The organism is Sorangium sp. So ce367 (genome assembly GCF_051520455.1).
GTDB classification, from domain to species: domain Bacteria; phylum Myxococcota_A; class Polyangia; order Polyangiales; family Polyangiaceae; genus Sorangium; species Sorangium cellulosum_B.
Window position 1 is genome coordinate 4,921,711 of record NZ_CP150334.1, and the last position, 26,290, is coordinate 4,948,000.

At 71.5% G+C, this 26,290-nt stretch carries 19 protein-coding genes; 14 read left to right on the top strand and 5 right to left on the bottom strand.

The window, feature by feature from the left end; all coding sequences use genetic code 11:
• The first annotated feature begins 267 nt into the window (after window positions 1–267).
• Both WME97_RS18760 and WME97_RS18765 read left to right on the top strand, forming a co-directional pair.
• Window positions 268–1,194: an SMP-30/gluconolactonase/LRE family protein gene (locus WME97_RS18760; protein WP_437553534.1), complete on the top strand. Its 927-nt coding sequence runs from the start codon at window positions 268–270 to the stop codon at window positions 1,192–1,194.
• Window positions 1,195–1,308: 114 nt separating this feature from the next.
• Window positions 1,309–2,298, top strand: a complete 990-nt coding sequence (locus WME97_RS18765) for a helix-turn-helix transcriptional regulator (RefSeq protein WP_437553536.1) — start codon at window positions 1,309–1,311, stop codon at window positions 2,296–2,298.
• A gap of 5 nt (window positions 2,299–2,303) precedes the next feature.
• Here the strand turns inward: WME97_RS18765 and WME97_RS18770 are convergent, their stop codons facing one another.
• Window positions 2,304–3,434: a pirin family protein gene (locus tag WME97_RS18770; RefSeq protein WP_437553538.1), complete on the bottom strand. Its 1,131-nt coding sequence runs from the start codon at window positions 3,432–3,434 to the stop codon at window positions 2,304–2,306.
• A gap of 219 nt (window positions 3,435–3,653) precedes the next feature.
• On the opposite strand from WME97_RS18770, the gene WME97_RS18775 reads away from it, so the two are divergent.
• The 3 genes from WME97_RS18775 to WME97_RS18785 all read left to right on the top strand — a co-directional run bounded on the left by WME97_RS18775 (window position 3,654) and on the right by WME97_RS18785 (window position 7,713).
• A complete protein-coding gene (locus WME97_RS18775; RefSeq protein ID WP_437553540.1) occupies window positions 3,654–4,871 on the top strand; it encodes an MFS transporter in 1,218 nt (405 codons plus the stop codon).
• A 118-nt stretch (window positions 4,872–4,989) separates the two neighbouring features.
• Window positions 4,990–6,786 carry a sigma 54-interacting transcriptional regulator gene (locus WME97_RS18780; RefSeq protein ID WP_437553542.1) on the top strand — a complete coding sequence of 599 codons (1,797 nt, stop codon included), beginning with the start codon at window positions 4,990–4,992 and terminating at the stop codon, window positions 6,784–6,786.
• A gap of 342 nt (window positions 6,787–7,128) precedes the next feature.
• Window positions 7,129–7,713, top strand: a complete 585-nt coding sequence (locus tag WME97_RS18785; RefSeq protein WP_437553544.1) for a hypothetical protein — start codon at window positions 7,129–7,131, stop codon at window positions 7,711–7,713.
• A gap of 44 nt (window positions 7,714–7,757) precedes the next feature.
• On the opposite strand, the gene WME97_RS18790 is transcribed toward WME97_RS18785, so the two are convergent.
• Window positions 7,758–8,615, bottom strand: coding sequence for a hypothetical protein (locus WME97_RS18790; protein WP_437553546.1), 858 nt, complete (start codon window positions 8,613–8,615; stop codon window positions 7,758–7,760).
• Window positions 8,616–9,158: 543 nt separating this feature from the next.
• Here WME97_RS18790 and WME97_RS18795 point away from each other — a divergent pair.
• Window positions 9,159–12,125 carry an nSTAND1 domain-containing NTPase gene (locus WME97_RS18795; protein WP_437555428.1) on the top strand — a complete coding sequence of 989 codons (2,967 nt, stop codon included), beginning with the start codon at window positions 9,159–9,161 and terminating at the stop codon, window positions 12,123–12,125.
• Window positions 12,126–12,296: 171 nt separating this feature from the next.
• Here WME97_RS18795 and WME97_RS18800 read toward each other — a convergent pair whose 3' ends face one another.
• Complete coding sequence (locus WME97_RS18800; protein WP_437553548.1) at window positions 12,297–13,421, bottom strand: WD40/YVTN/BNR-like repeat-containing protein; 1,125 nt, start codon at window positions 13,419–13,421, stop codon at window positions 12,297–12,299.
• A gap of 313 nt (window positions 13,422–13,734) precedes the next feature.
• Between WME97_RS18800 and WME97_RS18805 the strand changes: the two genes are divergently transcribed.
• On the top strand, window positions 13,735–16,581 hold the full coding sequence (locus WME97_RS18805) for an nSTAND1 domain-containing NTPase (RefSeq protein ID WP_437553550.1): 2,847 nt from the start codon (window positions 13,735–13,737) through the stop codon (window positions 16,579–16,581).
• A gap of 41 nt (window positions 16,582–16,622) precedes the next feature.
• Here the strand turns inward: WME97_RS18805 and pheT are convergent, their stop codons facing one another.
• Complete coding sequence (pheT, locus tag WME97_RS18810) at window positions 16,623–19,091, bottom strand: phenylalanine--tRNA ligase subunit beta (protein ID WP_437553552.1); 2,469 nt, start codon at window positions 19,089–19,091, stop codon at window positions 16,623–16,625.
• Between the two features lie 33 nt (window positions 19,092–19,124).
• Window positions 19,125–20,174 (bottom strand): phenylalanine--tRNA ligase subunit alpha, encoded by a 1,050-nt coding sequence (gene pheS / locus WME97_RS18815; RefSeq protein ID WP_012236022.1) that lies wholly within the window; start codon window positions 20,172–20,174, stop codon window positions 19,125–19,127.
• A 667-nt stretch (window positions 20,175–20,841) separates the two neighbouring features.
• Between pheS and WME97_RS18820 the strand changes: the two genes are divergently transcribed.
• The 7 genes from WME97_RS18820 (at window position 20,842) to WME97_RS18850 (ending at window position 26,276) form a co-directional block, all read left to right on the top strand.
• Window positions 20,842–21,018: a hypothetical protein gene (locus tag WME97_RS18820; RefSeq protein ID WP_437553555.1), complete on the top strand. Its 177-nt coding sequence runs from the start codon at window positions 20,842–20,844 to the stop codon at window positions 21,016–21,018.
• A gap of 77 nt (window positions 21,019–21,095) precedes the next feature.
• Window positions 21,096–21,914 (top strand): 5-deoxy-glucuronate isomerase, encoded by an 819-nt coding sequence (locus WME97_RS18825; protein ID WP_437553557.1) that lies wholly within the window; start codon window positions 21,096–21,098, stop codon window positions 21,912–21,914.
• 59 nt (window positions 21,915–21,973) lie between these two features.
• Window positions 21,974–23,311, top strand: coding sequence for an MFS transporter (locus tag WME97_RS18830; protein WP_437555430.1), 1,338 nt, complete (start codon window positions 21,974–21,976; stop codon window positions 23,309–23,311).
• Window positions 23,312–23,315: 4 nt separating this feature from the next.
• Window positions 23,316–24,077, top strand: a complete 762-nt coding sequence (gene kduD, locus WME97_RS18835; RefSeq protein ID WP_437553559.1) for a 2-dehydro-3-deoxy-D-gluconate 5-dehydrogenase KduD — start codon at window positions 23,316–23,318, stop codon at window positions 24,075–24,077.
• Between the two features lie 11 nt (window positions 24,078–24,088).
• The gene (locus WME97_RS18840; RefSeq protein WP_437553560.1) at window positions 24,089–25,177 is read left to right on the top strand and encodes a PfkB family carbohydrate kinase; all 1,089 of its coding nucleotides are present in this window, start codon (window positions 24,089–24,091) and stop codon (window positions 25,175–25,177) included.
• A gap of 44 nt (window positions 25,178–25,221) precedes the next feature.
• On the top strand, window positions 25,222–25,920 hold the full coding sequence (locus WME97_RS18845; protein WP_437555432.1) for a bifunctional 4-hydroxy-2-oxoglutarate aldolase/2-dehydro-3-deoxy-phosphogluconate aldolase: 699 nt from the start codon (window positions 25,222–25,224) through the stop codon (window positions 25,918–25,920).
• Window positions 25,917–26,276, top strand: a complete 360-nt coding sequence (locus tag WME97_RS18850) for a cupin domain-containing protein (RefSeq protein ID WP_437553562.1) — start codon at window positions 25,917–25,919, stop codon at window positions 26,274–26,276. The genes WME97_RS18845 and WME97_RS18850 overlap by 4 nt, the downstream gene beginning before the upstream one ends.
• The last annotated feature ends 14 nt before the right edge of the window (window positions 26,277–26,290 follow it).

The window sequence follows — 26,290 nt, forward strand, 5'->3', positions numbered from 1 at the left end:
CGTGCGGAGGGCGGGAATCTGCCTCGTACAACGCGGACGATGGTTGGGCGTTGCGCGTGGCCGATAAAGCGGCGTGGACGTGAGATTCGTTGTCTCGCGCATCTCGATTCGAGGCGTTGCGTCTCGGCCGGCGGCGGCGCAAACCGCGGCGCGTGAGCGTTTCGGGCGTACCAATGAGCGCCGCGGGCGCGCGCCGCGCGGCGAGCGGGCGCAGGGTAGGCGCACCAGCCGGCGCGTCGCCGGCCCGTTACCACGAGAGAGCGCACCATGAAAACGCAACCGAAACACCTCGCCGCGGTCCTCGCCTGCCTCGCCGCCGTCCTCCCGGCCTGCGCCGAGAGCGAGGCCCCGGCCGCGCCGGAGCTCCGCCGCGTCGGCGGCTTCAGCACGCCCGAGTCGGTGCTCCATGACGAGGAGCGCGATGTTTACCTCGTCTCGAACATCGTCGGTTCACCCGTCGAGAAGGACGACCGCGCGTTCATCTCGCGCGTCTCGCCGGACGGCGAGATCCTCGACCTGACCTGGATCGACGGCGCGTCGGAGGGCGTGACGCTGAGCGCCCCGAAGGGCATGGCCATCGCGGGCGGCAGGCTCTATGTGGCCGATATCGACGTGATCCGCGTCTTCGACGCGAGCGACGGCGCGCCCATCGAGGACATCGAGGTCGCCGGCGCCGGCCTGCTCAACGATGTCGCGGCCATGCCCGACGGGTCGATCGTTGTCTCGGACTCCGGCGTGGCCATCGGGGAGGGCGGGTTCACCTCGACCGGCACCGACGCGCTCGTCGCGGTCGATCCGGGCGGGGAGGTCTCCCGGTTGATCGCGGATCCCGCGCTGCCGCACCCGAACGGCGTGGCGTGCGCGGAAGGCGAGATCTGGGTGGCTTACCTCGGCGCGGCGCGGGTCGACGCGCTCGACGTGCTCGACGTCTCCGCGCAGCCGCGGCGCGAGATCACCCTGCCCGCTGGCACGCTGGACGGCCTCGTGCGCCTCGACGACGGCCGGCTCCTCGTGTCGAGCTGGGACGCGGGCGCCGTCTTCGAGATCGACCCCGCCGGGGACGCGGCGCCGCGCGTCTCCACGCTGGCGGCGGATCTCCCGAGCCCCGCCGATCTCGGCTGGGACCGCGCGAGAAATCGCCTGCTCGTCCCGCTCTTCAACGACGGCGAGATCGTCTTGCTCGACGTGAAATGAGCCGGTGGAACAGCGCTTTGGGCCCAGGGGCGGCGCGGTTACGCTGCGCCGCCCCGGCCAGCCCTGCGCTGTGTCCGCGTCGCGAGAGACGCACCCTTTCAATCAGGAGCGACGATGAAGACCCAGCTCACCCGACTGCTCGAACCCACCGATCAAGCCCAGGCCTGGGGCGCGCTCAGGAAGGCCATCTCCCGCCTGGAGCGCTCGTCCTCGGCGAGCGGCGCCGGCCTGGCCCGATGGATCGGCGTCTTCACCCGCACGCGCGAGCGGATAGCGATTCAGCGGCTCTCCCGGCCGCTCGTCGTGCTCATCCTCGACGGCGCGAAGCGGATCTTCCTCGACGGCCCGGACGGCAACACGCGCCTCGTCGCCCGGGAGGGGCAGATCCTGCTCGTGCCGCAGGGCATCCCCCTCGAGCTCGTGAACGAGCCCGATCCCGAGCGCGGCGCCTACCGCTCGTTCACGATCGAGCTCTTGAGCGAGGTCGACGAGCGGCTCCAGCGCCGGTATCCAACGCTCTGCGTCCAGCGGGGGCTCGGCGGCTTCGAGGCGGATCGGCCGCACCTCCTGCGCTCCGCGATGCCGTCGATCCAGGCGCTGATCCACCTCGTGAACACGCTCCTCTTGCCCGGCGCGCACGCGCTGCTCATCGAGCACCGGCTGGAGGATCTCATCCTGACTCTGCTCCTGCAGCACCGGGAGCAGCTCGACGAGGCGCACGCCGCGTCCTCGACGCTGGCGCTCGATCCGACGCTCGCGGTGCGGGCGCTGGTGCGCCGCGATCCGGCGCGCCCGTGGGCGGCCCCGGAGGTCGCGCGCGCGCTCGGGGTGAGCGACGCGACGCTGCGCCGCCGGCTCGGCGCGAAGGGGGTCTCGTTCAGGGCCCTCCTGTGGAAGGAGCGCCTCGAGCTCGCCAAGGGGCTCCTGCGCTCGGGGCGCCACGGCGTGCTCGAGGTCGCGACGGCCTGCGGCTACGACTCGGCGTCGCGCTTCGCCGAGCAGTTCCGGCGCTCCGAGGGCGTCAGCCCCTCGGAGTACCGCGCGCGGCACCGGGCGAGCGCGAACGACTGCTCGGGCGACGAGCCCGAGCCCGACGCGAGGTGAGGGGCTCAGCCCGCCTTGTCGATGCGGCCGTCGGGGTAACGCGCGAAGCGGCCTTCCGCGCGCCCGTGGACCGGGCCGTCGCTCGGCCACGGCCATCCGCCGAAGCCCGTCCGCCGGTAGTCGAGGAAGGCCTGCTGGACCTCCGCCATCGAGGTCATCACGAAGGGGCCCTGCTGCGCGACGGGCTCGCCGATCGGCTTGCCTTGGAGGAGCAGGAGCTCGGCCTCGTCGGGGCCGTTCTCGAGCAGCGCGGCGGCGCCGTCGCGGAGCGTGATCCTGTGGGCCGCGGGGACGCGGCGAGCGCCGACGCGCAGCTCGGCGCCGCGGAAGAAGTAGAGCGCGCGGTTCGTGCCGGGGGAGGCGGCCGGCAGCGTGAACCGCGCGCCAGGGGCCATCTTGAGCGTCCAGATCGCCACGTCGGACGCGGCGCGCGCCGCCCACGACCTCGGCGGCGGGGCCGGCGGGCGGAGCTCGCCGAGGCGGCCGGCGACGATCGTGATCTCGGTCGTCCTGCCCGCGGCGTCGCGCGCGATCTGCCTGGGGATCGTGTCGCCCCACATCATCACGAAGCGCGGCTCGGCGAGTTTGTCGGCGCGCGGGAGGTTGAGCCAGATCTGGAAGAGCTCGAGCGGGTTGGGCCCGTCCTTCTCGACGAGCGGGAACATCTCCGCGTGGACGATGCCGCCCCCCGCCGTGAGCCACTGGACGTCGCCGCGGCCGTAGCGCGCGGCCGCGCCGAGCGAGTCCGCGTGATCGACGAGCCCGCGCCGCACGACGGTCACCGTCTCGAAGCCGCGGTGCGGGTGCTGCGGGAAGCCGGGGACCACGTCGCCGTGGTACATGCGCCAGCCGTCCTTGCCCGCGAAGTCGCGCCCGATGGCGCGGCCCGCGAGCGAGGCGGCCGGCCCCATCCGCTCGTCGCCGGCCGGGTACGCGTCGTCGTGGTGGACGCAGAACAGGAAGGGATCGAGCGTCTCCCAGGGGAACCCGAGCGGCGCGACGTCGCGGACGACGTCCTCCGCGGCGAGCGCGGCCTCGTCGGTGCGACCGGGCGGGGGCACGGCGGGGTCGCACGCGGCGACGACGGGCGTTGCGGCGAGGGCGCCGAGGGCGGTGCGGCGATCCATGGGGCTCATCGTCTCATCGTAAGATGGACCTCATGAAGGGACAACGGTGCGAGCGCGCAACGTGGCGTTGCGCCGGGAGCAACGCGCGCGACGTGCGAGCCGCCGCGCGGGCTGCGTAGAGCAGGGGAGCGGTGAGGGCGCGCGTCCGGGCGTGAGCGCGCCGCGTCGCGGCGCTTTTTCGTGCGGAGGCGGGGCGGGCGCGCCTGGAGTCGACTAGAGTCGACCCTCGTGTCCAAACGGCGCTCCGAATCGAGCATCATCTTCCTTGTCGCTGCGGTCCAGTTCATCAACATCCTCGACTTCGTGATGGTGATGCCGCTCGGGCCCGACTTCGCGGTCGCGCTGGGCATCCCGATGTCCAGCATCGGCTTCATCGGCGGCAGCTACACGGCCGCGGCCGCGGTCTCGGGCCTCGCGGGCGCGTTCTTCCTCGACCGCTTCGACCGGCGCAGCGCGCTCGCCGTGGCGATGCTCGGCCTCGTCGCCGGCACGGCGGCCGGGGGCTTCGCGACGGGGCTCCCGAGCCTCATGGCGGCGCGCGTGCTCGCCGGGGCGTTCGGTGGGCCCGCGACCTCCGTCGCGTTCTCGATCGTCGCCGACGTCATCCCGCCCGAGCGGCGCGGCAAGGCGATGGGCGTCGTGATGGGCTCGTTCTCGGTCGCCTCGGTGCTCGGCGTCCCCGCCGGGCTGGAGCTCGCCCGCCGCGGCGGCTTTCCGCTGCCGTTCTTCGCGGTCGCGGCGCTCGGGCTGCTCGTCGCGGGGCTCGCGATCTTCCTCCTGCCGCCGATGCGAGATCACCTGACCGGCGCGCCGCCGTCGGGCAGCGCGCTCGGCGAGCTCGGCGCGCTCCTCGGCCGGCCGATCGTGCTGCTCTCGTACGCGACGACGGCGATCCTGACGGTGGCGTCGTTCCTGGTGATCCCCAACATCTCGGCTTACGTGCAGTACAACCTCGGATATCCGCGCGAGCGGCTGGGGCTGCTCTACTTCGTGGGAGGCCTGGTGAGCTTCGCCGCGATGCGGGCCGTGGGACCGTTGGTGGATCGCTTCGGCGCGTTCCAGACGGGCTCGGTGGGGGCGGCGGTGCTCGCGAGCGTGCTCTACGCGGGGTTCGTCTCGTATACGCCGGGGCTGCCGGTGCTCGCCATCTTCATCGTCTTCATGCTGGGCATGACGTTCCGCAACGTCTCGTACAACACGCTGACGTCGAAGGTGCCGCGCCCCGCCGAGCGGGCGCGCTTCACCTCGATGCAGTCGGCCGTGCAGCACATGGCGTCCGCGATCGCGGCGTTCGCGGCGGCCAGGATGCTCCACGAGCTGCCGGACCACCGTCTTGAAGGCATGCCGGTCGTCGCGGGGCTGTCGATCGCGTTTACGATCGCGCTGCCGCTGCTGTTCCTCGGGATCGAGCGGCGCGTCGCGCTCGCTGCCGCGCATCGCGCCTAGCCGCGTTGTTGAGCGACTCACCATCTACGCTTGAGCCGCGAAAAGCGCTGTGGCGCGTCGCTGACCCGAGAGGCTCGCTGCTTGCATGCGCGCGGGCTTCGACTATAGCCTCGGGCTGATGAGCGGCCCCGAGAGCTCGCCGTTGACGACGCAGACCTTCGATCTGCGGCAGTCCCCGGACAGCCCGGGAATCTACTCCTACCTCCTCGTCATCGGCGCTTCTTCATCGTACAGGCGCGTCCTGCCCGACGACGGCGTGCTCGTCGTGGGGCGCAGCGACGAGGCCGACGTGAGGCTCGACACCGCGGCGGTCTCCCGGCGGCACGCCGAGCTCGTCTTCTCCAGAGGAGAGATCCGGATCACCGATCTCGGCAGCCACAATGGGACGCTCGTCAACGGCGAGCGCATCGAGGGCTCGCGCGCGCTCGGCTCCGGCGATGTCATCACCATGGGGGATACGACGCTGATCCTCCGGCGCGAGTCGCCGCCCCGGGGCAGCGCCCTCATCGAGATGGGCCGGCTGCGCCGGCGCGTGGAGGAGGAGATCGAGCGCGCCGCCGACTCGGCGCGGCCGTTCGGCCTGGCGGTTGTGTCCCTCGGGTCCGTGCAGATGCGCACGATGCTCGCGCATCGGGCGCTCTCGGCGCTCCGGCTCGTGGACATCGTCGCCTGGGACGGCGCCTCTCACCTGGCGATCGGGTTTCCCGAGCTCGGCGGAGAGGCGGCGCGCGCCGCGGTGCTCCAGGTGCTCGAGGCCATCGCGCCGCTGGCCCCCGAGGCGCGCGGCGGACTGGCCTCTTACCCGTTCGACGGCGGCGACACCGAGACGCTCCTCGCGGGCGCGCGGACCGCCGCGTCGATCGCGGCTCCGGGGGCGATCGCCTTCGCCTCGCAGACCGCCGTCCGGCACGTCATCGGCGATCGCACCATCGTGGTGGCCGACTCGGCCATGATCCGGCTGTTCGAGCTGATCCGGCGCCTGGCGGCGAGCGATCTGCCGGTCCTCGTCCTCGGCGAGACGGGGGCGGGCAAGGAGAACGCCGCCGCGGCCGTGCACCACTGGTCTGCGCGGGCGCAGAGGACGCTGATCACGCTCAACTGCGCCGCGCTCCCGGAGGCGCTCGTGGAGAGCGAGCTCTTCGGCTACGAGAAGGGCGCGTTCTCGGAGGCGCGGGCGCCCAAGCCCGGCCTGCTGGAGCGGGCGCACGGCGGCACCGTCTTCCTCGACGAGATCGGCGAGTTGCCCCTCGGCGCGCAGGCCAAGCTGCTCCGGGCGCTCGAGGCGAAGCGGATCACCCGCCTCGGCGACGTCCGCGATCGCGAGGTGGACATCCGCATCGTCGCTGCCACGAACCGCGATCTCGAGGCCGAGGTCCACGCCGGCCGCTTCCGTCAAGACCTGCTCTTCCGCCTGAGCGCCGCCGTCGTCGAGCTGCCCCCGCTCCGGCACAGGCGGCGTGAGCTGCCGATCCTGGCCCGTCTGTTCCTCGCCGAGGCGTGCGCTCGGACCGGGCGGCCCGCGCTCGAGCTCTCGGAAGCCGCGCTCGCCGCGCTCTTCGCGCACCCGTTTCCCGGCAACGTGCGCGAACTCAAGAACGCGATGGAGTACGCGGCCGCCACGGCGGACGGCCCGACGCTCGAGCCCTGGGGGCTGCCCGAGCGCATCGCCGGGCTCGATGTCCCGCCGCGGGCCGCGGTGGACACCTCGGCCCCGCCCGCCGCGGCGCCCGCCCGCTTCAAGCCCATCGCCGAGGAGCTCCGCGAAATCGAGCGCACGCGCATGCGTCAGGCGCTCGACGCCGCGGATGGGGTCCAGAAGCGGGCGGCGGCGCTCCTCGGGATGCCTGTCCGCACCTTCACCTTCAAGCTCAAGCAATTCGGTATCTCGGCGCGCGAGGGGAAGCGGAGCCCGTGAGGCTCGGGCTCGGAACACGAGCCGAGCCCTGTTCGCACCCTGGAGGCATGCCACCCGGGGCTCGGCGCGTCCGGGGCGCGGGGACGGCGCGCGATGGCAATCCTTGCCGCGTCTTCCCTCGAGGGCTGGCAAGCTTTGCCACGACGGCAAAGTTTGCCGCCCGCGCGCTGGCCCAGGGCGCGAGCGCCGCCGCGGGCTGATCGCTCGATTCCGCGGCCGATCCTCTTCGATCACGCGGCCGATCTCCCGCCGATGCCCCTCGTGCGCAGGGGCGGCACGCCGGATGCGATGACGCTCTGCCGACCCGGCTCGCCGGAGATGACAGCGAAAGGTAAAAATATCATGAAAACGATCCAGAACATCCTCCTCTGCGGTCCCTTCGTCTCCGTCGTCGTTGTGGCCCTGGCGGGTTGTTTGAGCGAGCCCGCAGCGCCGGCGAAGCCCGAGGAGATCCGCTGCGACAAGCTGGCCGAGTGCGGGAAGCTGAGCGAGGGCGTGGAGGCCGAGCAGTGCGCGGTCACGATGGGGCTACTCCACGACCAGGCAGTCAAGGAGCTGGACGTCTGCACGCCGGTCTTCCAACGGATCGAGAGCCTCATCGCCTGTGCGGCGCAGCAGGAGGGTTGCGAAAGCGACGTCGGTATGGAGGCCGCCGATCTCCCGCAGGATCACCCGTGCTTCGAGGAGAACGAGAGCTACAAGAGGGCCTTGCAGGAGGTGGGGGATCAGCGTCACGAGCCCGACACAGCGGCCCTGTGCGTCTTCTTCTATGAGAGGGCCATGGAGCTCGCGACGACCCCCGCGACGGGCAAGGCGTGCACGACGAGCGACGATTGTCCAGATGTCGAGTGTCCGGACCCGGCGCTCGGGAGGCACGGCTATTGCCAGTCTGGCAAGTGCAAGACGGCGATCGACATCTGCGGGTGAGCGCGCCGCTCGATCTTGCCGGCGTCGGGCGCCCCTTCACCGGATCAGAACACGAGCCAGGTTGACACCATCGCGGCATCGGGCGCCGCGGCGGGCCGGATCTCGACCTTCACGCCACCTCGGTCCTGGGTGCGGTAGATCTGTGGCCTGTTCGTGAAGAGCATGGCCGTCGCCGTGATCACCGTCGCGCTGCCGGCGAGGAGGGTGCCGGCGGCCAGCCAGCTCTCGTTGACGCTGGCGTCGTACTGGAAGCCGGGGGACGGAGCGCACGACCGACCGCACTCGCGCACGCTCCGCTCCTGCGCATATCCATGAAGGTCGTCGGCCTGCCACATCAACCGGCCGCCCATGAGGGCGATGGCCGCCCCAGCCCCGAGCGTGGCCCAGGGGAGCCAGGCGGGCCAGCGCTGCCTGGCGACGACGGTATCGGCGCTCAGGACGAGCTGGCCGGAGGCCTCTTTGCCCGCGATCATGAAGATGGTCTTGGCGACGGTGAAGTAGCCGTCCTTTCTCGCTGTGAGGACATGCTCTCCGGGCGTGACCATCTGGCGCCGGGCGCCGGGTCCGACGAACCAGGGCTTGCCATCCATCAGCACGGTGGCCCCCGGCTCGTCGCAGCGGATCTCGATGACGGCGAGCTCCTGCTCCACGAGCGCTCGCAGCGTGGCGCGCGCCTCCTGCTCTTTCTCGGCGTCGAGCGAGCCAGGCCCCCATCGCAGGGAGAGGCGCAGGCTGTCATAGGCCAGCACCGGCAGGCCGATGCTCCTCAACACCCGCCCGAGATAGAGCCGGAGCTCGGGGTGCTCCCACGAGGCCAGCGCCTCTTCGTACTTGGCCCGTGCCTCGGCGAACATCATGCGCCGGTGAAAATTCCGGGCCTCCTCGAAGAGCGCGCGGGCCATCTGCTTTCGATCCTCGGAGATGCCCTGATGCCATGGGGGCACCGGCGATGCCGGGGGCGATGGCGACTCCCCTGTCGCTGGAGGATGCGGCGATGAGGGCGACGACGGCGGCGGCGCCTGGGCGAGCGCAGGCCTGGCGCAGAGGGCGATGAGGGTGATGGGCAGGAGGAGCTTCGCCAGCGGAAGGGAGGCGTGAACAGGTCGTCTACGGGTCGTCGTCATGAAAGCCGGTCGCTCTCCTCCGGCTCGCCCGTCATGCCACATCGAGCGTTCGCCGGGCTCACCGGCCCGATGAGCGAGCTCCGCGCCCCAGGATATGCCCGCGCATGTCCTGTGTGAAGCGCTCCGGCGGCGGGTCTGTGTATACACGGCTGCGCTGGGCGCCTATGCTCTCGCCATCGCTTCAGCCGTCGCGGAGTCGGCGATTTTGATATACATGTCTTTTTACAGGGAGGAGGGACGGTGCCCGCCGAGCTGATCACCCTGGAATCGGTCCGTCGATCGTCCGGCGTGGCGCCGGTCGAGCAGGAAGGGCGCTCTGGCATGAGCACCGAGAGCCTCGCGGACGTCGCCTACGCCGGCACGGAGCTCGCGGGCAGAGCGCTCCCGCGGGCTGCGCTCGCCGCCTCCGGGGCGACGATCAGTGTCGTACCGGCCGGCGTTCACGGGGCGAGGCGCGACGCGGTGAGCGACGCGAGCGCTCCGCCGTCCTCGTCGATTCCCCGGACCGAACCGCCCTTGGCTGGCACCCGCATCGGCCACTACGAGCTTTTGCGCGAGCTCGGCCGGGGTGGCATGGGCACCGTCTTCCTCGCGCGCGACCTCCGGCTCGCTCGCCTCGTCGCGATCAAGCTCCTCACAAGGCTCAGCAGGAGCGGTCTACAGCGCTTCCTGATCGAGGCGCAGGCCACCGCGCGCTGCAAGCACGAGCACATCGTGACGATCCATGAGGTGAACGAGCACGACGGATACCCGTACATGGTGCTCGAGTACATCGAGGGGCAGAGCCTCCGCGCCTGGATGAAGCAGCGCAGGCCCGCGGACGCCGGCGAGGAGGTGTCGACGGCGCCCGTCCCGCCCGGCCTGGCCGTCGACATGATGGTCCCTGTCGTGCGCGCGCTCTCGCGAGCGCACGCGTCCGGCATCATCCACCGTGACCTCAAGCCCGAGAACATCATGCTGGAGGCGTCGGGGGCCATCAAGGTGGTCGACTTCGGCATCGCGGAGCTGCGCGAGGACGAGGCGAGCCTCGCGCTCGCCGTCGAGCGCGAGGCCGCCGAGCACAAGACTACGCGCCTCACCGGCGAAGGCGCGGTCATCGGAACGATGCCTTATATGTCCCCCGAGCAGTGGAGGGGAACGGACATCGACCAAGCCAGCGATATCTGGGCGGTCGGCATCATGCTCCACGAGCTCGTGATCGGCGCGCACCCGCTCGCGCCCGTCAACCAGGGGACGCTCTTCGGCGTGGCGCTCCTCGACGAGCCCATGCCCCGGGTCAGCGCGCGCCACCCGGAGGCCGGCGCGCTCGGCGCGATCATCGATCGCTGCCTCTGCAAGCGGAAATCCGAGCGGTTCGCCTCCGCGCAGGAGCTCTTGACCGAGCTCTTGCCGCTGCTCCCGGGGCGCCGGGAGATCCTCCTCGGCGCCGACGAGAGCCCGTTCGCGGGGCTCTCCTCGTTCCAGGAGGCCGACGCCGACCGGTTCTTCGGCCGCGCGCAGGACCTCGCGGGCGTGGTGGCGCGGCTCCGGAACCAGCCGCTGCTCGCGATCGCCGGGGCGTCGGGTGTGGGGAAGTCATCGCTCGTGCGGGCGGGGGTGATCCCCGCGCTCAAGCGCTCTGGCGAGGGCTGGGAAGCGCTCGTCGTGCGGCCCGGGCGTGAGCCGATGGCAGCGCTCGCGGATCTGTCCAGCCATGCCGCCGCGACGCTGGGCGCGGCTCCGCCGACGCCCGTTCCGGAGGGCGGCGCGGCGGGCTCGGCCCTGGCTCCGCGGCTGCGCGCCGAGCCCGGCCTGCTCGGCGCGTGCCTGCGCGCGTGGTCGGACCGAGCGAAGCGGCGCCTCGTGCTGTTCATCGATCAGTTCGAGGAGCTCTTCACGCTCGGCGCACCGGCCGGCGAGCGCGAGGCGTTCCTCGCGTGCCTCGCGGGGGTCGCCGACGACGCCTCCTCGCGGCTCCGGGTGGTCCTGGCGGTGCGAGCCGACTTCCTGGAGCGGATGGCCGAGCACGAGCAGTTCATGGCGGCGATGATCCGCGGCCTCGTGTTCCTCCGCCCCATGGGGCGCGAGGGGCTGCGCGAGGCCTTGATGAGGCCGATCGAGGCGGCGCGGCACGAGATCGAGGATCCCGCGATGATCGAGGGCTTTCTCGACGCGCTGGCGACGACGCGCGGCGCGCTGCCGCTCCTGCAGTTCACCGCGGCCCGGCTATGGGAGATGCGCGATCGCGAGCGCCGGATGCTCACGCGGGCGAGCTACGAGGCGCTCGGGGGCGTGGCGGGCGCGCTGGCGAGCCACGCCGACACGGTGCTGGCCGGGATGAGCGAGCGCCGGGCGAAGCTCGCGCGGGCCGTCCTGGAGCGCCTTGTGACGCCGGAGCGGACACGGGCGGTGGCCAGCCTGGGCGAGCTCTGCGAGCTGCCCGGGGAGCGGGGCGAGATCGAGCGGGTGGTGGAGCTGCTCGCCGACGCGCGGCTCCTCGCGATCGAGACGGCGAGCGATCGCGCGGGCAGCACGGTGGAGATCGTGCATGAGTCGCTCATCGAGCGGTGGCCGACGCTCCGGCGCTGGCTGGACGAGAACCAGGAAGACGCCGCGTTCCTGGACCGGCTGCGCGCGGCGGCGAGGCTCTGGGACGCGAGCGGCCGCGCCGCGGACACGCTCTGGCGGGGCAAGGTCGCCGAGGAGGCGCGCGGCTTTCGCGAGCGCTACCGGGGCGCGCTGCCGGAGCGGGAGAGGCTGTATCTGGAGGAGGTGCTCCGGTTCGCCGATCAGCAGCAACGCGGGAGGCGGCGCCTCGCGTCCGGGATCATCGCGGCGCTGTCGCTGCTGGCCTTCGCGGCGGGGGGCGGCTACGTGAAGGTGACCCGCCAGTACCAGGTGATCATGGAACAGTTCGACGAGATCCGGACCGCGGAGCTCACGTTGAAGGAGGCGCTCGCGCGCGAGGAGACGGCCCGGAGCGCGGCGGAGAGAGCGCGACAGGAGAGCGAGGCGGCGCGGCAGGACAGCGAGACGCAGCGACGGCGGGCCGAGCGGCTGCAGCGCGACGCCGAGGAGGCCCGGGATCGGGCGGAGGCCGAGGCGGAGAGGGCCCGCGTCGCGGCCAACCAGGCGCGGATGGCGCGGGGTGAGACGCAGAAGGCCGAGGCCGAGGCGCGGAAGGCCGAGGTCAAGGCCACCGCGGAGGAGCAGAAGGTCAGGGCCGTCGAGGCGGAGCTGCGGACCAAGAGCGAGCTGGAGCTGCTCATCGAGCGCGCCGTGGGGAAGATCGATGCGACGTTGAAGTAGCGGGGAATCCACGAGAAGCGCGCCGCGGGGAGGAGCGCGCTGGTCGCCGCGTCAGGTCACGGGTGCGGCTTCCGCTTGTCCAGGCGCGCGCGGAGCCCGATGCGGCGGCGCACCTCGTCGAGGCGCCGCGCGTGGCCCGGGCGCTTCTGCTGAACGGGAGGTGCGCTGTTGCTACCACGGTGACACGGATACGCTCTCGGAGATGGCTACGCCGTTGTCGCCGACGATATGGAATTTCAGGGTGTCGCCCCATATGGCATTGAGCGAAGCGTCCGCTGGAAGGCGGTGACTCCAGCCGAGGCTGCCGTAACGCAAGAGCATGCCATCATCTCCGACGACGTAGACGATATGTTGGCTGAGGTCCCACCTGGTTCCCCATACGAAGTTCAACGTTCTCTGTGCTGTCGGCGCCGATGTCATGGCCGTCCAGTCTGTGCCGTCGAAGTGCAGGATGGTGCCGCCCTCGCCGACGACGAATACGTCCTGCGGCCCGCTTCCCCATACGGAGTTCAATGATCTCGGCGGGATCGACCCGTGCTTCACGGCTTCCCAGCGCTCGCCCTCGAAGCGCAGGATGGTGCCGTTTTCGCCGACGGCGAACATGTCTTGCGGCCCGCTTCCCCACACGGCGTTCAACGACGCTTGCGAGGCCGATTCGTGTGTTGTGGCCTTCCATTGTCCGTCTTTGAAGCGCAGGATGGTGCCCTTGTCGCCGACGGCGATCACGTCATCCGGCCCGTTTCCCCACACGAAGTTCAATGTGATTCGTGGGATCGACTCGTGCTCCACGATTCTCCAGCGTTCGCCGTCGAAATGCAGGATGGCGCCTTCTTCGCCCACCGCGAACACGTCTTTGGGCCCGCTCCCCCACACGGCGTTCAGCGGATTCCGTGGGATCGGGTCGAGCGGCATGACTTTCCAGCTGCTGCCGTTGTAGTGAAGGATCGTGCCCTCCTTGCCAACGGCGAATATGTTGTTCGGTCCGCTCCCCCACACGCTCTGCAGGTCCTCCTTCAAGCAGGAATTGCCGTCCGGTGTGATCGGGACGTCGCAGCGCTCGCCCGTGGCTTGCGCGAAGCACGTCGGGTTGCCTTCGCGGTCGGGGTCGCAGACATAGCCGGTCGGGCAGAAGCTCGCGCCGCACGCGGATCCGGTGTCGAAGCACGCGCCGAGGGGGGCCATCAGCGCGATGAGGGACGCCAGCGCAGCCGCATGGCAAAGCGCTCTGCCGCCGTGCCGGCGACCCGCGGCGTCGCCGTTCCGCTCGACGCCCCATCTCCGGGTGAATCCGCGCATCCTCTGCTCGCTCCTCAGCTCGTCCAACCAACCCACCGTTCGCCCAGGTCGCCGCGGAGCGCTGGGCGCCCGCGGCGCGAGCGTACGGCGGGGCACCTCCTCTTGGGAAGGCCCCGCGCCGGGTCTCAACGGGCCCACAGCATCGCAGCGTCGAGCAAGGCAGCGGGGAGGATCTCGATCTTCACTCCGCACGAGGAGGTCGCGGTGCAGGGGGGCCCTGAGCCGCCGCGCGCAAAGGCTGTGCTGGTGAACTCGGACACGGCTATGCTTCCAGGCCGGTGCGGCACCCCATGATGACGAGAAGCGTCCTGCGATGAGCGGCAGTTCGCCGGAGGACGCGGGCTACGCAAACACGGCGATCGCCGGCGCAGCGCCCCCCACCCCCGCGCTGCGGGCCGGGGCCGACCGCTTGGTCACGGGCGCCCGCGAGGCGCAGCGCGACGAGGAGCCCGAGACGCTCGACCCGCCGCCCTCGTTGCTGGCGCAGGCCAGGCCGGCGCCTGCGGCCGGCGCCCGCATCGGCCATTACGAGCTCCTGCGCGAGCTCGGCCGGGGCGGCATGGGCGTGGTCTTCCTGGCCCGCGACACCCGCCTCGCTCGCCTCGTCGCCATCAAGCTCCTCAACATGCTGAGCAGCGCCGGGGTCCAGCGCTTCCTGGTCGAAGCGCAGGCCACCGCGCGCTGCAAGCACGAGCACATCGTGACGATCCACGAGGTGAACGAGCACGACGGATTCCCGTACATGGTGCTCGAGTACATCGAGGGGCAGAGCCTGCGCGCCTGGATGAATCGGCGCAGGCCCGTGGACGCGAGGGAGGAGGTGTCGACGGCTCCGGTGCCGCCCGGCCTGGCGGTCGACATGGTGGTCCCCGTCGTGCGCGCGCTCGCGAGCGCGCACGCGTCCGGCATCGTCCACCGCGACCTCAAGCCGGAGAACATCATGCTGGAGGCGTCCGGGGCGATCAAGGTGGTCGATTTCGGCATCGCCAAGCTGCGCGAGGACGAGGCGGTCCTCTCGGCCGGTCGCGCCGTCGGCGGGGACACGGGCTTGACCCGCGACGGCGGGATCATCGGCACGCTGGCGTATATGTCCCCCGAGCAGTGGAGAGGGATCGACATCGATCCGTCGAGCGATGTCTGGGCCGTCGGCATCATTCTGCACGAGCTCGTGATGGGCGCGCACCCGCTGGCGCCGTGCGGCAAGATGGATCTCCTCGCGGTCCCGATCCTCGACGAGCCGATGCCCACCGTCGGCGCGCGCCATCCGGAGGCCGGCGCGCTCGGCGCGATCATCGATCGCTGCCTCTGCAAGCGGAAGTCCGACCGGTTCGCCTCCGCGCAGGAGCTCTTGACCGAGCTCTTGCCCCTGCTCCCGGGGCGCCGGGAGATCCTCCTCGGCAGCGACGAGAGCCCGTTCGCCGGCCTGTCATCGTTCCAGGAGGCCGACGCCGACCGCTTCTTCGGCCGCGCGCAGGACCTCGCGGGCGCGGTGGCGCGCCTCCGGAGCCAGCCGCTGCTCACGATTGCCGGCGCTTCGGGCGTGGGGAAGTCGTCGCTCGTGAGGGCAGGGGTGATCCCGGCGCTCAAGCGCTCTGGCGAGGGCTGGGAGGCGCTCGTCGTGCGGCCCGGGCGCGAGCCGATGGCGGTGATGGCGGACCTGTTCGACCACCCCGCCGTGACCCTCAACACCGACGTGAAGGCGCTCTCCCCGCAGGGCGGCGCGGCGATGCGCGGGGCCCTTGTCGAGCGGCTGCGCGCCGAGCCCGGCCTGCTCGGCGCCGCGCTGCGCGGGGGGGCGGGCCGCGCGAAGCGGCGCCTCGTGCTGTTCATCGATCAGTTCGAGGAGCTCTTCACGCTCGGCGCCCCGGCCGGTGAGCGCGCGGCGTTCCTCGCGTGCCTCGAGGGGATCGCCGACGATGCTTCCTCACCGCTCCGCGTCGTCCTGTCGGTCCGGTCGGATTTCCTCGAGCGGATGGCCGAGCACGAGCAGTTCATGGCGGCGATGATCCGGGGCCTCGTGTTCCTGCGGCCGATGGGGCGCGAGGGGCTGCGCGAGGCCTTGATGAGGCCGATCGAGGCGGCGCGGCACGAGATCGAGGACACGGCGATGATCGAGGGCATCCTCGACGCGCTGGCGACGACGCGCGGCGCGCTGCCGCTCCTGCAGTTCACCGCGGCCAGGCTGTGGGAGATGCGCGATCGGGAGCGCCGGATGCTCACCATCGCGAGCTACGAGGCGCTCGGAGGCGTGGCGGGCGCGCTGGCGAGCCACGCCGACACGGTGCTGGCCGGGATGAGCGAGCGCCGGGCGAAGCTCGCGCGGGCCGTCCTGGAGCGCCTTGTGACGCCGGAGCGGACACGGGCGGTGGCCAGCCTGGGCGAGCTCTGCGAGCTGCCCGGGGAGCGGGGCGAGATCGAGCGGGTGGTGGAGCTGCTCGCCGACGCGCGGCTCCTCGCGATCGAGACGGCGAGCGATCGCGCGGGCAGCACGGTGGAGATCGTGCATGAGTCGCTCATCGAGCGGTGGCCGACGCTGCGGCGCTGGCTGGACGAGAACCAGGAAGACGCCGCGTTCCTGGACCGGCTGCGCGCGGCGGCGAGGCTCTGGGACGCGAGCGGCCGCGCCGCGGACACGCTCTGGCGGGGCAAGGTCGCCGAGGAGGCGCGCGGCTTTCGCGAGCGCTACCGGGGCGCGCTGCCGGAGCGGGAGAGGCTCTATCTGGAGGAGGTGCTCCGGTTCGCCGACCAGCTGCAGCGCGGGAGGCGGCGCCTCGTGTCCGGGATCATCGCGGCGCTGTCGCTGCTGGTGGTCGCGGCGGGGGCGGGGATCGTGAAGCTGACCCGCCAGAACACGGTGATCACGGAGCAGCTCGAGGAGATCCGGAGGACGGAGGACACGCTCAAGAAGGCGCTGGCGAGCGAGGAGGCGCAGCGGAGCGCGGCGGAGCGGGCGCAGCAGGAGAGCGAGGCGCAGAGGAGGCGGGCCGAGCGGATGCAGCGCGAGGCGGAGGAGGCCCGCGAGCGCGCGGAGGCCGAGGCCGGGCGGGCCCGCGTGGCGGCGGGCGAGGTGAGGACGGCGCGGGACACGGCGCAGCGGCCCGAGGCCGACGCGCGCCACGCCCAGGTCAAGGCCACCCAGCAGGAGCAGAAGGCGAGGTAAGCGGTCGAGGCGGCGCTGCGGAGCAAGCGCGCCGCCGGCCCTCAGCGCTGCTGCGCCCCGAACCGCGCCTTCGCCGCGTCCACCGCGGCCTTCGTCCACTTGTCGACCTCGTCGTCCGTCAACGTCCGCTCGGCCGACCGGAACCACAGCGCGAACCCCAGCGAGTGCGTCCCCGCCGGCAGCTCCTCGCCGCGGTACCGATCGAACATCTCGACCTTCTCGCAGCGCTCCCCCGCGGTGGTCCGCAGCACCTCGATCACCTCTCCCGCCGGCGCGTCGAGCGGCAAGAGCAGCGCCACGTCGTGCCGCATCGCCGGGAACCGGCTCGGCTTCGCGGCCACCGGCGCCTTGTACGCCGCCGCCACCGCCGCGAGATCCAGCTCCGCCACGACGGCCCCGCTCGTGATCTCCAGCGCCTCGCGCACGTCCGGGTGCAGCTCCGCCACGTACCCGACCTCGCGGCCGTCGAGCAGGACGCGGGCGCCCTTCTTCGGGTGCGCCCACGGCGGCGCCTCGCCCGAGAGGTCGAACGCCGGCGTCACGCTGCCCGCGAGCTCCGCGATCACCGCCTCGACCGCGCCCTTGCCGTCGTAGAAGTCGACGTCCTCGAGCCGCGTCAGGTAGCTGTCGCGCGGCCCCGCGAGGAAGATCGTGAGCCGCGTCGGCTCGTTCACCGGCGGCCGCTCGACCCGCGCCAGCTGGCTCGCGCCGCCCGCCTCGCCCTGCCACGGCAGGAACACCTGGCTCACCTCGAACAGCCGCACGCGCGGCACGTTGTACCGCTGCGAGCGCTGCACCACCGTGAGCAGCCCGGGGACCAGCGACGGCCGCATCACCGACTTCTCCTCGGAGAGCGGGTTGAGCAGCCGCAGGAGCGACCCGTCGTCGTAGCGCGCCGCCTTCAGCTCCTGGGGCGACAGGAACGAGTACGTCACCGCCTCGTGCAGCCCGATCCCCGTGCAGATCTGCCGCACCCTGCGCCGCAGCCGGTAATCGCCGCGGGCGCCCGCCGGCGCGGCCCCAACGCGCGGCAGCCGGCTCGGGATCTGGTCGTAGCCAGCGATGCGCGCGACCTCCTCGATGAGGTCGATCTCCTCCGCGATGTCGGGCCGGTGCTCCGGCACCTCGACGAGGAGCCGGTCCGCCTTCTGCTCCAGCACCGAGAGCCCCAGCGTCTCCAGGATCTCGCGCGCCCGCGCCGGCGCCTCGGCCCCGATGATCCGCTGGTACCGCGGGAGCCGCAGCGTCAGGCGGCGCGGCGCGCGCGGCGCCACGTACGCGTCGATCGGCTCACCCGCCGCCTCGCCGCCGGCGAGCTCGCAGATGAGCGCGCTACCGCGGTCGCGCGACAGGGGGACCCCCGAGAGGTCCACCTCCCGCTCGAAGCGGTGCGACGCCTCGGTGTGGAAGCCATACCGGCGCGCCGACCTGCGGATCCCGCGCGGCTCGAAGTACGCCGACTCGAGGAACACCCGCCGCGTCGTCGCGGTGACGCCGCTGTCCGCGCCGCCGATGACGCCCGCCAGGGCCACCACGCGGTCCGCGTCGGCGATGACCAGATCGTCCTCGTCCAGGGACAGCTTCTGCCCGTCGAGCGCGACGAACGCCTCGCCCGCCTTGGCCCTCCGGATCTCGATCGGGAGCCTCAGCGTGTCGAGATCGAAGGCGTGGAGCGGCTGCCCCCGCTCGAGCATCACCAGGTTGGTCGCGTCGACGATGTTGGTGATCGGCCGGACGCCGAGGCGGCCGAGCCGCACCCGCGCCCAGAGCGGCGAGGGGCCCACGCCGACGCCCTCGATCACCTGCCCGTCATACCGGGGGCAGCGGTCCCCGTCGCGCACCTCCACGGCGGCGTGTGTCTGCACGGCCGCGGGCGCTCCGGCGCCGTTCGCGCCGTTCGCTCGCGCCGCGGCGACGGCGGGCGGGCGGAACGGTAGGCCGAGCACCGCGGCCACGTCCCGCGCCACGCCCAGGTGCCCCAGCGCGTCGGGCCGGTTCGGGGTGACGCTCAGCTCGATGATCCAGTCCTCGAGGCGAGGCTCCCAGTCGAGCAGCGATTGCCCCGGACGCCCGCCCTCCACGGTCAGGAGACCCTCGTGGCTCGACCCGAGCCCGAGCTCGTCCTCGGCGCAGAGCATGCCGGGCGACGTGAAGCCGGCGACCGCCTTCTCGGTCAGCGTCACGAGCGCGCCGGTGCGGTCGAGCACCTGCGCCCCCACGGGCGCATAACAGACGAGCGCCGGAGCCGCCGGGATGACCGGCGCGCCGCACGCGACCTCAACGCCTTCTCCGCCTCCGCCCGCGTCCACGCGGACCACCGTCAGGCCCTTCTTGCCCGCCGGGTGCGGCCGCGTCGCGACCACGCGCGCGAGGACCACCGAGCGCAGCGCGGCGCCGACGTGCGTCACGCGGTCGACCTCGAGCCCGCCACGGCCGAGCGCCGAGGTCACCGCGTCGACGCCGGGATCGGCGTCGAGGATCTCTTGAAGCCACTTGTAGGATATCAACATGGGGAATCGGGCCTGCGGGCGAGGGGCAGTGGCCTAGAGGCTTCCGAGGAAGCGGACGTCGTTCTCGTAGAAGGCGCGGATATCGTCGACGGCGAACTTCATGTTGGCCGTGCGATCCACCCCGATGCCGAACGCCAGCCCGGTGTATTCCTCCGGGTCGATCCCGACGTTCCGGAGCACCGTCGGGTGGACCATGCCGCACCCGAGCACCTCCAGCCAGCCCGTCCCCTTGCACTGCGGGCAGGCGCGGTTCTCGCCGAAACAGACGAGGCAGGACACGTCGAGCTCCGCGCTGGGCTCGGTGAAGGGGAAGTAGCTCGGCCGGAAGCGCGTCCTCGTGGCCTCGCCGAACATCCGGCGGCTGTAGACCTCGAGCAGGCCCTTCAGATCGGCGAGCGACACGTCGCGGTCGACCACGAGCCCCTCGATCTGCACGAACATGGGGCTGTGGCTCGCGTCGTCATCGCGGCGATACACGACGCCGGGCGCGACGATCATCACCGGCGGAGGGTGGGAGAGCATCTCGCGCACCTGGACCGGGCTCGTGTGCGTCCGGAGGAGCACGTTCTGGCCAGGATCGCCGGCCATGTAGAACGTGTCGTGCATGTCCATGGCCGGGTGATCCGCCGGGAACCCGAGGAGATCGAAGTTGTAGCGCGCGAGCTCGATCTGCGGCCCTTCGGCCACGTCGAACCCGAGCCCGACGAAGATATCGACGATCTCGTCGAGGGTCCGCATGATCGGGTGCGGCCGCCCGGGCGCGCGCCAGCGGCCGGGCAGGGTGATATCGAGGGGCGGCGCGGAGAGCTCGCGATCGCGCGCAGCGCGCTTGATCCTCGCCGTCGCCTCCTCGCGGGCGCGCTCCACGCGGCCCTTGACGGCGTTGAGGCGCTGGCCGAGCGCCTTGCGCTCCTCGGGCGCCGCGCCGGGCAGCTGCTTCATCAGCGCATTGAGCGACCCGCGGCGCCCGAGCAGGCTGGCATACAGGCGGTTCAGCTCATCGAGATCGCCGGCAGCGGCGAACTGGACGTCCACCGTGCGATCGACCTCGTCGATGAGGCGGCCGAGTTCGGGACCACTCATTGCCGCCCCCTTACCGCGAAGGCCATGGCAACGCAAGACGTTGACCTCCCGCGCCGCCCCCGGCCCCTTGGTCTGGCCACCCGCGGGATCCGGAGGCTCGACGACCCCCGCTGCGGCGGGGACGCCTCGCGCGAGGAGCCGCCATCGCCGCGCGCCGCGCGGGCTCCTCGCGGGAGGTGCGCGTCAACCGCCTGTATCGGTCACGTCAACCGTGTCAACCCGAGGTTTACGGGCTCTCCACGGCGGCTGCCCATCTGAGTCGCGATTCGCACTCTGGCCCCGCCGAGGACGCCTGAAACGTGGCGCTGTGACCGAGCCGAACGTCCCTGGCCCATCGCTTGCTTTGTGCCGTGATGAACGTTGACGGACGCGGGCGAGCGCGCCTGAGCGCGAGCGCTGCAAGCATTCCAATCGATGAGCGAGCCACGCCAAGCGTGCTCGTCGGGCTCCTTTCGCCCTGACGACAACCCGCTGCTTGCGCTGCTGCCGCTCCAACACACCACCCGATCGGCGCACCTTGAATCCCATCCTCCATCTCTCCTGCGACGCTGAGCACGATGCCCGCCGCCCTCCGCGGCGCGGCGCAGTCTCCGCCCTCATCGGCGGGATACGTGCGCTCCTTCCGCAACGCCAGCGCGCCGTTCGATTTCGCCGATCTGGACGAGGCGTGGCAGGCAAGCGTGATTTCAAGCGCCCTCAATTCCGGTTCATCTGGCTCGTGCCCCGGCGCGACGACGGCGCGAAGGCGCTCTATCCGCAGGACGACGTCTTCAGCCAGCGCACCTCGGAGCATTTCATCGGCCTGAACGTCGAGTGGAACATCAAGGCCAGCCCGGCGTTCTGACGCAGCCGCGGGGCTCGGGGGGGGTCACCGCGTCCGTTCGTAAATTCCATCAACGAATCGAGGGAAGGGATTTGTCCATGAAGCCAGTCAACCCTGGTCAGGTCGTGGTCCGCGCGACGGCGTCGCACAGGGGGCGAAGGCTCTCCGTGACGCCGGCGGACAGCCCGATGAAGCGCCTCCATTACGGTCGGATCCTGCTCGACGGGACCACGCCGGAGGCGCGGTTCGAGACCTCCGGACGGGAGGTAGGGCTCCTCTGCATGGCCGGCGAGTGCGCCGTGAAGGTGAACGGCGGAGAGGTGATCGCGCTCGGGCGTTACGATGCCCTCTACGTGCCTCGCGGCTCGACCGTCGAGGTGCGCACGAGCTCGTCGGTCGATCTCGTCGAGTGCGGCGCCGAGGTCGAAGGGGACTATCCCCTCCAGGTCGTCCGCTACAAGGACGTCGAGCAGAACCCGTCGCTCAAGTTCAAGGCGGGCGGCGACGCCACGACGCGCGAGCTCAGCGTCCTGCTCGGCAAGAACGTGCAGGCCGGCCGCATCGTCGCGGGCTTCACGCGCTCGGCGCCGGGGCACTGGACCAGCTGGCCCCCGCACGAGCACACCGACCTGCTCGAGGAGATGTACGTCTATTTCGATATGCCGCCGCCGGCGTTCGGCGTGCAGCTCGTCTACACGGCTCCCGAGGCGCCCGAGGTCGTCACGGTGGTGCGGGACGGCGACGCCGTGCTGATGCCGGCGGGGTATCACCCGAACGTCGCGGCGCCGGGGCACTCCATCAACTTCGTCTGGCTCATGGCCGCGCACCGCGAGCGCGAAGATCGGGTGTTCGGGGTGGTCAACGTCCAGCCGGAGTTCGCCCAGCGCGGCTCCGGGCTCGAGGCGAGCCTCAAGTAGGCAAGGGGGGAGTCGGCCAGCGCCAGGCGGGTCGAGCTCAGGAGGATAGCTTCATGGTGATGAATACGGAGTCCACGACGGCCATCGCCGACGCGCCCGCGGAGGTGCCGCGCGTCGCGGACGCCGGCGCCGCGCCGCTCTCGGCCGGCATCGGGCGCTATCGGTGGGTGATCTGCGCCCTCTTGTTCACGGCCGCGACGATCAACTACGTCGATCGGCAGGTCCTCGGCGTCCTCAAGACGACGCTGCAGAAGGATCTCGGCTACAACGACATCGATTACGGCAACATCGTCACGTCGTTCCAGGCCGCTTACGCCATCGGGATGCTGACGATGGGCCGCCTCATGGATCGCATCGGGACGCGGCGAGGGTTCTCGTTCGCCGTCGGGTTCTGGAGCCTCGCGGCGGCGGCGCACGCGCTCGTCGGCAGCGCCGGGGGGCTCTCCGCGGCGCGGTTCGCCCTCGGCATCGGCGAGGCCGGCATGTTCCCGGGCGCCCTCAAGACGATCGCGGAGTGGTTCCCCAAGAAGGAGCGCGCGCTCGCGACCGGCCTGTTCAACTCCGGCACGAACATCGGCGCGATCGTGTGCCCCCTCGTGGTCCCGTGGATCGCGGTGGCCTGGGGGTGGCGCGCGGCGTTCGCGCTGACCGGCGCGATCGGGGCGCTGTGGATCGTCGCCTGGATGATCCTGTATCGCCCCCTCGCGGAGAACCCGCGCGTCACGCCGGAGGAGCGCGCCTACATCACGAGCGAGCCGTCGCCGGCGCCCGGCGAGATCGGCTGGCTCAGCCTGATCCCGCACCGCCAGACGTGGGCGTTCGCGATCGGCAAGTTCATGACCGATCCGTTCTGGTGGCTTTACCTGTTCTGGGTCCCTGACTTCCTGAACCGCAAGCATGGGTTGAACCTCCTCCAGATCGGTCCGCCGCTCGTCACGATCTACCTGCTCTCCGACGTGGGCAGCATCGCCGGCGGCTGGTTCTCCTCGATGCTGATGCGCCGCGGCTGGACGGCGAACGCGGCCCGCAAGACCGCGATGCTCACCTGCGCGCTCGGCGTGGCGCCCGTCTTCCTCGCGACGCGCACCGACTCGCTGTGGGTCGCCGTGCTGCTCCTGGGCCTCGCCACCGCCGCGCACCAGGGCTTCTCGGCGAACCTGTTCACGCTCACCACGGACATGTTCCCGTCGCAGGCCGTGGGCTCGGCCGTCGGGTTTGGGGGGATGGCCGGGGCCATCGGCGGGATGTTCATCGCGCAGATCGCGGGCCGCGTCCTCCAGCTCACCGGGAGCTATTCAACGCTGTTCATCATGGCGGCGTCTGCCTACGTGCTCGCGCTCGCCATCATTCACGCGCTCGTGCCGCGGCTCGAGCCCGCGCGGCTCAAGCAGGGATAAGACAATGACGAACGATCCGTTTCGTTTGGACGGCAAGGTCGCGCTCGTGACGGGCTCGGCCACGGGGATCGGCGCCGCGATCGCGACGGCGCTCGCGGCGGCGGGCGCGGACATCGCCTGTCACGGCAAGGACGAGCCGGGCGAGGCCACCATGGCGGCGGTGCGGAAGCTCGGGCGTCGCGCCACCGGCATGGCCGCGGATCTCGCGGATCGCGCCTCGCATGCGGAGCTCGTCCGGAGGACGAAGGCCGAGCTCGGGCGCATCGACGTCCTCGTGAACAACGCAGGTCTCATCCGGAGGTCGCCGGCCGTCGAGTACTCCGAGGACGACTGGGACCTTTTGATCGAGGTCAACCTGACGTCCGCGTTCCGCCTGTCGCAGCTCGCCGGAAAGCAGATGCTCGAGCAAGGCTCGGGCAGGATCGTCAACATCGCGTCGCTGCTCTCGTTCCAGGGCGGGATCCTGGTGCCAGCCTACGCGGCGTCCAAGGGCGGGATCGCGCAGCTGACCAAGGCGCTCGCGAACGAGTGGGCCGGGAGGGGCGTCAACGTGAACGCGGTCGCCCCGGGCTACATCACGACGGACAACACGGCGGCGCTCAGGGCGGACGAGGCGCGCAGCCGGCAGATCCTCGATCGCATCCCGGCGGGGCGCTGGGGCGAGCCGAGCGACATCGCGGGAGCTGCGCTGTTCCTGTGCTCGGAGGCGAGCAGGTACGTCCACGGCCACGTGCTGGTCGTCGACGGCGGGTGGATGAGCCGTTGAGGAGCGTGAAGATGAAGATCCGAAATGCAAAGAGCTGTGCGTGGGACCAGGTGAGCCTCGGGGAGGTGATGTTGCGCCTCGACCCGGGAGAGCGGCGGATCCACACCGCGCGGGCGTTCGACGTCGGGGAGGGCGGGGGAGAGTACAACGTGGCCCGGGGGCTCCGGCGCTGCTTCGGGCTCCGGACATCCATCGTCACGGCGCTCGCGGACAACCCGGTCGGGCGGCTGATCGAGGACCTGATGCTCCAGGGCGGGGTCGACACCTCCCACGTGCGCTGGGTCGATTACGACGGTGTGGGCCGCGAGGCGCGCAACGGCCTCAACTTCACCGAGCGCGGCTTCGGGCCGCGCGCCGCCGTGGGGTGCTCGGATCGCGGCCACAGCGCGGCCTCCAGGCTGAAGGCCGGCGACCTCCCGTGGAAGGCCGTCTTCGGGGAGCGCGGCGCCCGCTGGTTCCACACGGGCGGCATCTTCTGCGCGCTCTCGGAGACCACCGCCGGCGTGGCGCGCGAGGCCATGGAGGCCGCGCGCGAGCACGACGTGCGGATCTCCTACGATCTCAACTACCGGCCCTCGCTCTGGAAGAACTTCGGCGGCCAGGCGAGGGCGCGCGAGGTCAACCGCGCCCTGATGCCTTACGTCGACTGCCTGTTCGGCAACGAGGAGGACTTCGTCGCGGCGCTCGGCTTCGAGGTGCCCGGCGTCGATGAGGGCTATCGCCAGCTCGACGCGACGGGGTTCCGCCGGATGATCTCGGAGGTCGTCGCGGCGTTCCCCAACATCTCGGTCGTGGCCACGAGCCTCAGGACGGCCAGGAGCGCGAGCGTCAACGGCTGGGGAGGCATCCTGTACTGCAAGGGCGAGTTCTACGAGGTCGCCCAGCGGGACATCGAGATCCTCGACCGCGTCGGAGGGGGCGACTCGTTCGCCTCGGGGATCATCTACGGGCTCCTCTCGGAGCAGAGCCCGGAGTGGGCGCTCCAGTGCGGCGTGGCGCACGGAGCGCTCGCGATGTCGACCCCGGGCGACACGTCGATGGCGTCGCTCGCCGAGGTGCGGCGGGCGATGAGCGGGGCCAGCGCGAGGATCGACCGATGAGGCAAGCGATGAATCACGGGATGAATCACGCGATGAATCATGCGATGGACCGCGAGCACGTCGTCCGCCGCATCGAGGAGATCGGCGTCGTCCCCGTGGTGCGCGCGTCGAGCGGCGCGCTCGCCGTGCGCGCCGGTCGCGCGCTGTGCGCCGGAGGGATCGAGGTCCTCGAGATCACGATGACGGTCCCGGACGCCCTCGCCGTCATGCACGAGATCACCTCGCGGATGGGGAGCAACGTCCTCGTCGGCGCGGGCACGGTGCTCACCGCGGACGCAGCCCGCGCGTGCATCGAGGCGGGCGCGCAGTTCATCGTGAGCCCGGGGCTCGACCTCGAGGTCATCCGCGCGGCGCGCGAGCTCGGTAAGGCGGTCTTCCCCGGGGCGCTCACCCCGACCGAGGTGATCGCCGCGTGGAGCGCCGGCGCCGACGCGGTGAAGGTGTTCCCGTGCTCGGCGATGGGCGGCGCGAAGTACCTGCGCGCGCTGCGGGGGCCGCTCCCGCACGTGAAGATGCTGCCGACCGGGGGGGTCAACCTCGCCACCGCGCGCGAGTTCATCGAGGCCGGCGCCGTCGCGCTCGGGGTCGGCGGGGAGCTCGTCGACGCCTCGGCGCTCGAGGCCGGCTGCGACGAGGTCCTCACGGAGCGAGCGCGGGAGTTCCTGGCTGTTGTCCGGTCCGCGCGGGCCGGGATCGAGGAGCGCGCTGAGCGGAGCCGCCGCGAGGCGCCGGAGGAAGCATGAGTCATCTGAAGAGAAGCGATGTCCCGAGCCTGGCTCGCGTGTCGGGCGATGCAGTGGAGTTCTTCACGCCCGAGCCGGGGCTGAAGCGCCGGGTGCTCGCCCACAACCCCAACATGATGCTCGTCGAGCACCACATGGAGGTCGGCTGGGCCGGGGCGCGCCACAGCCACCCTCACGATCAGCTGGTCTATATCCTCTCCGGACACCTCAAGTTCTCGTGTGGAGACGAGGAGTTCGAGGCGCGGTCCGGGGACAGCTTCGTGGTCCGCGGGGGCGTCGAGCACCAGGCCTGGGCGTTCGAGCCGTCTGTCGTGCTCGATGTGTTCACCCCCGCGCGCGAAGAGTACATGCCCTGAGCGCGGGAATCCGA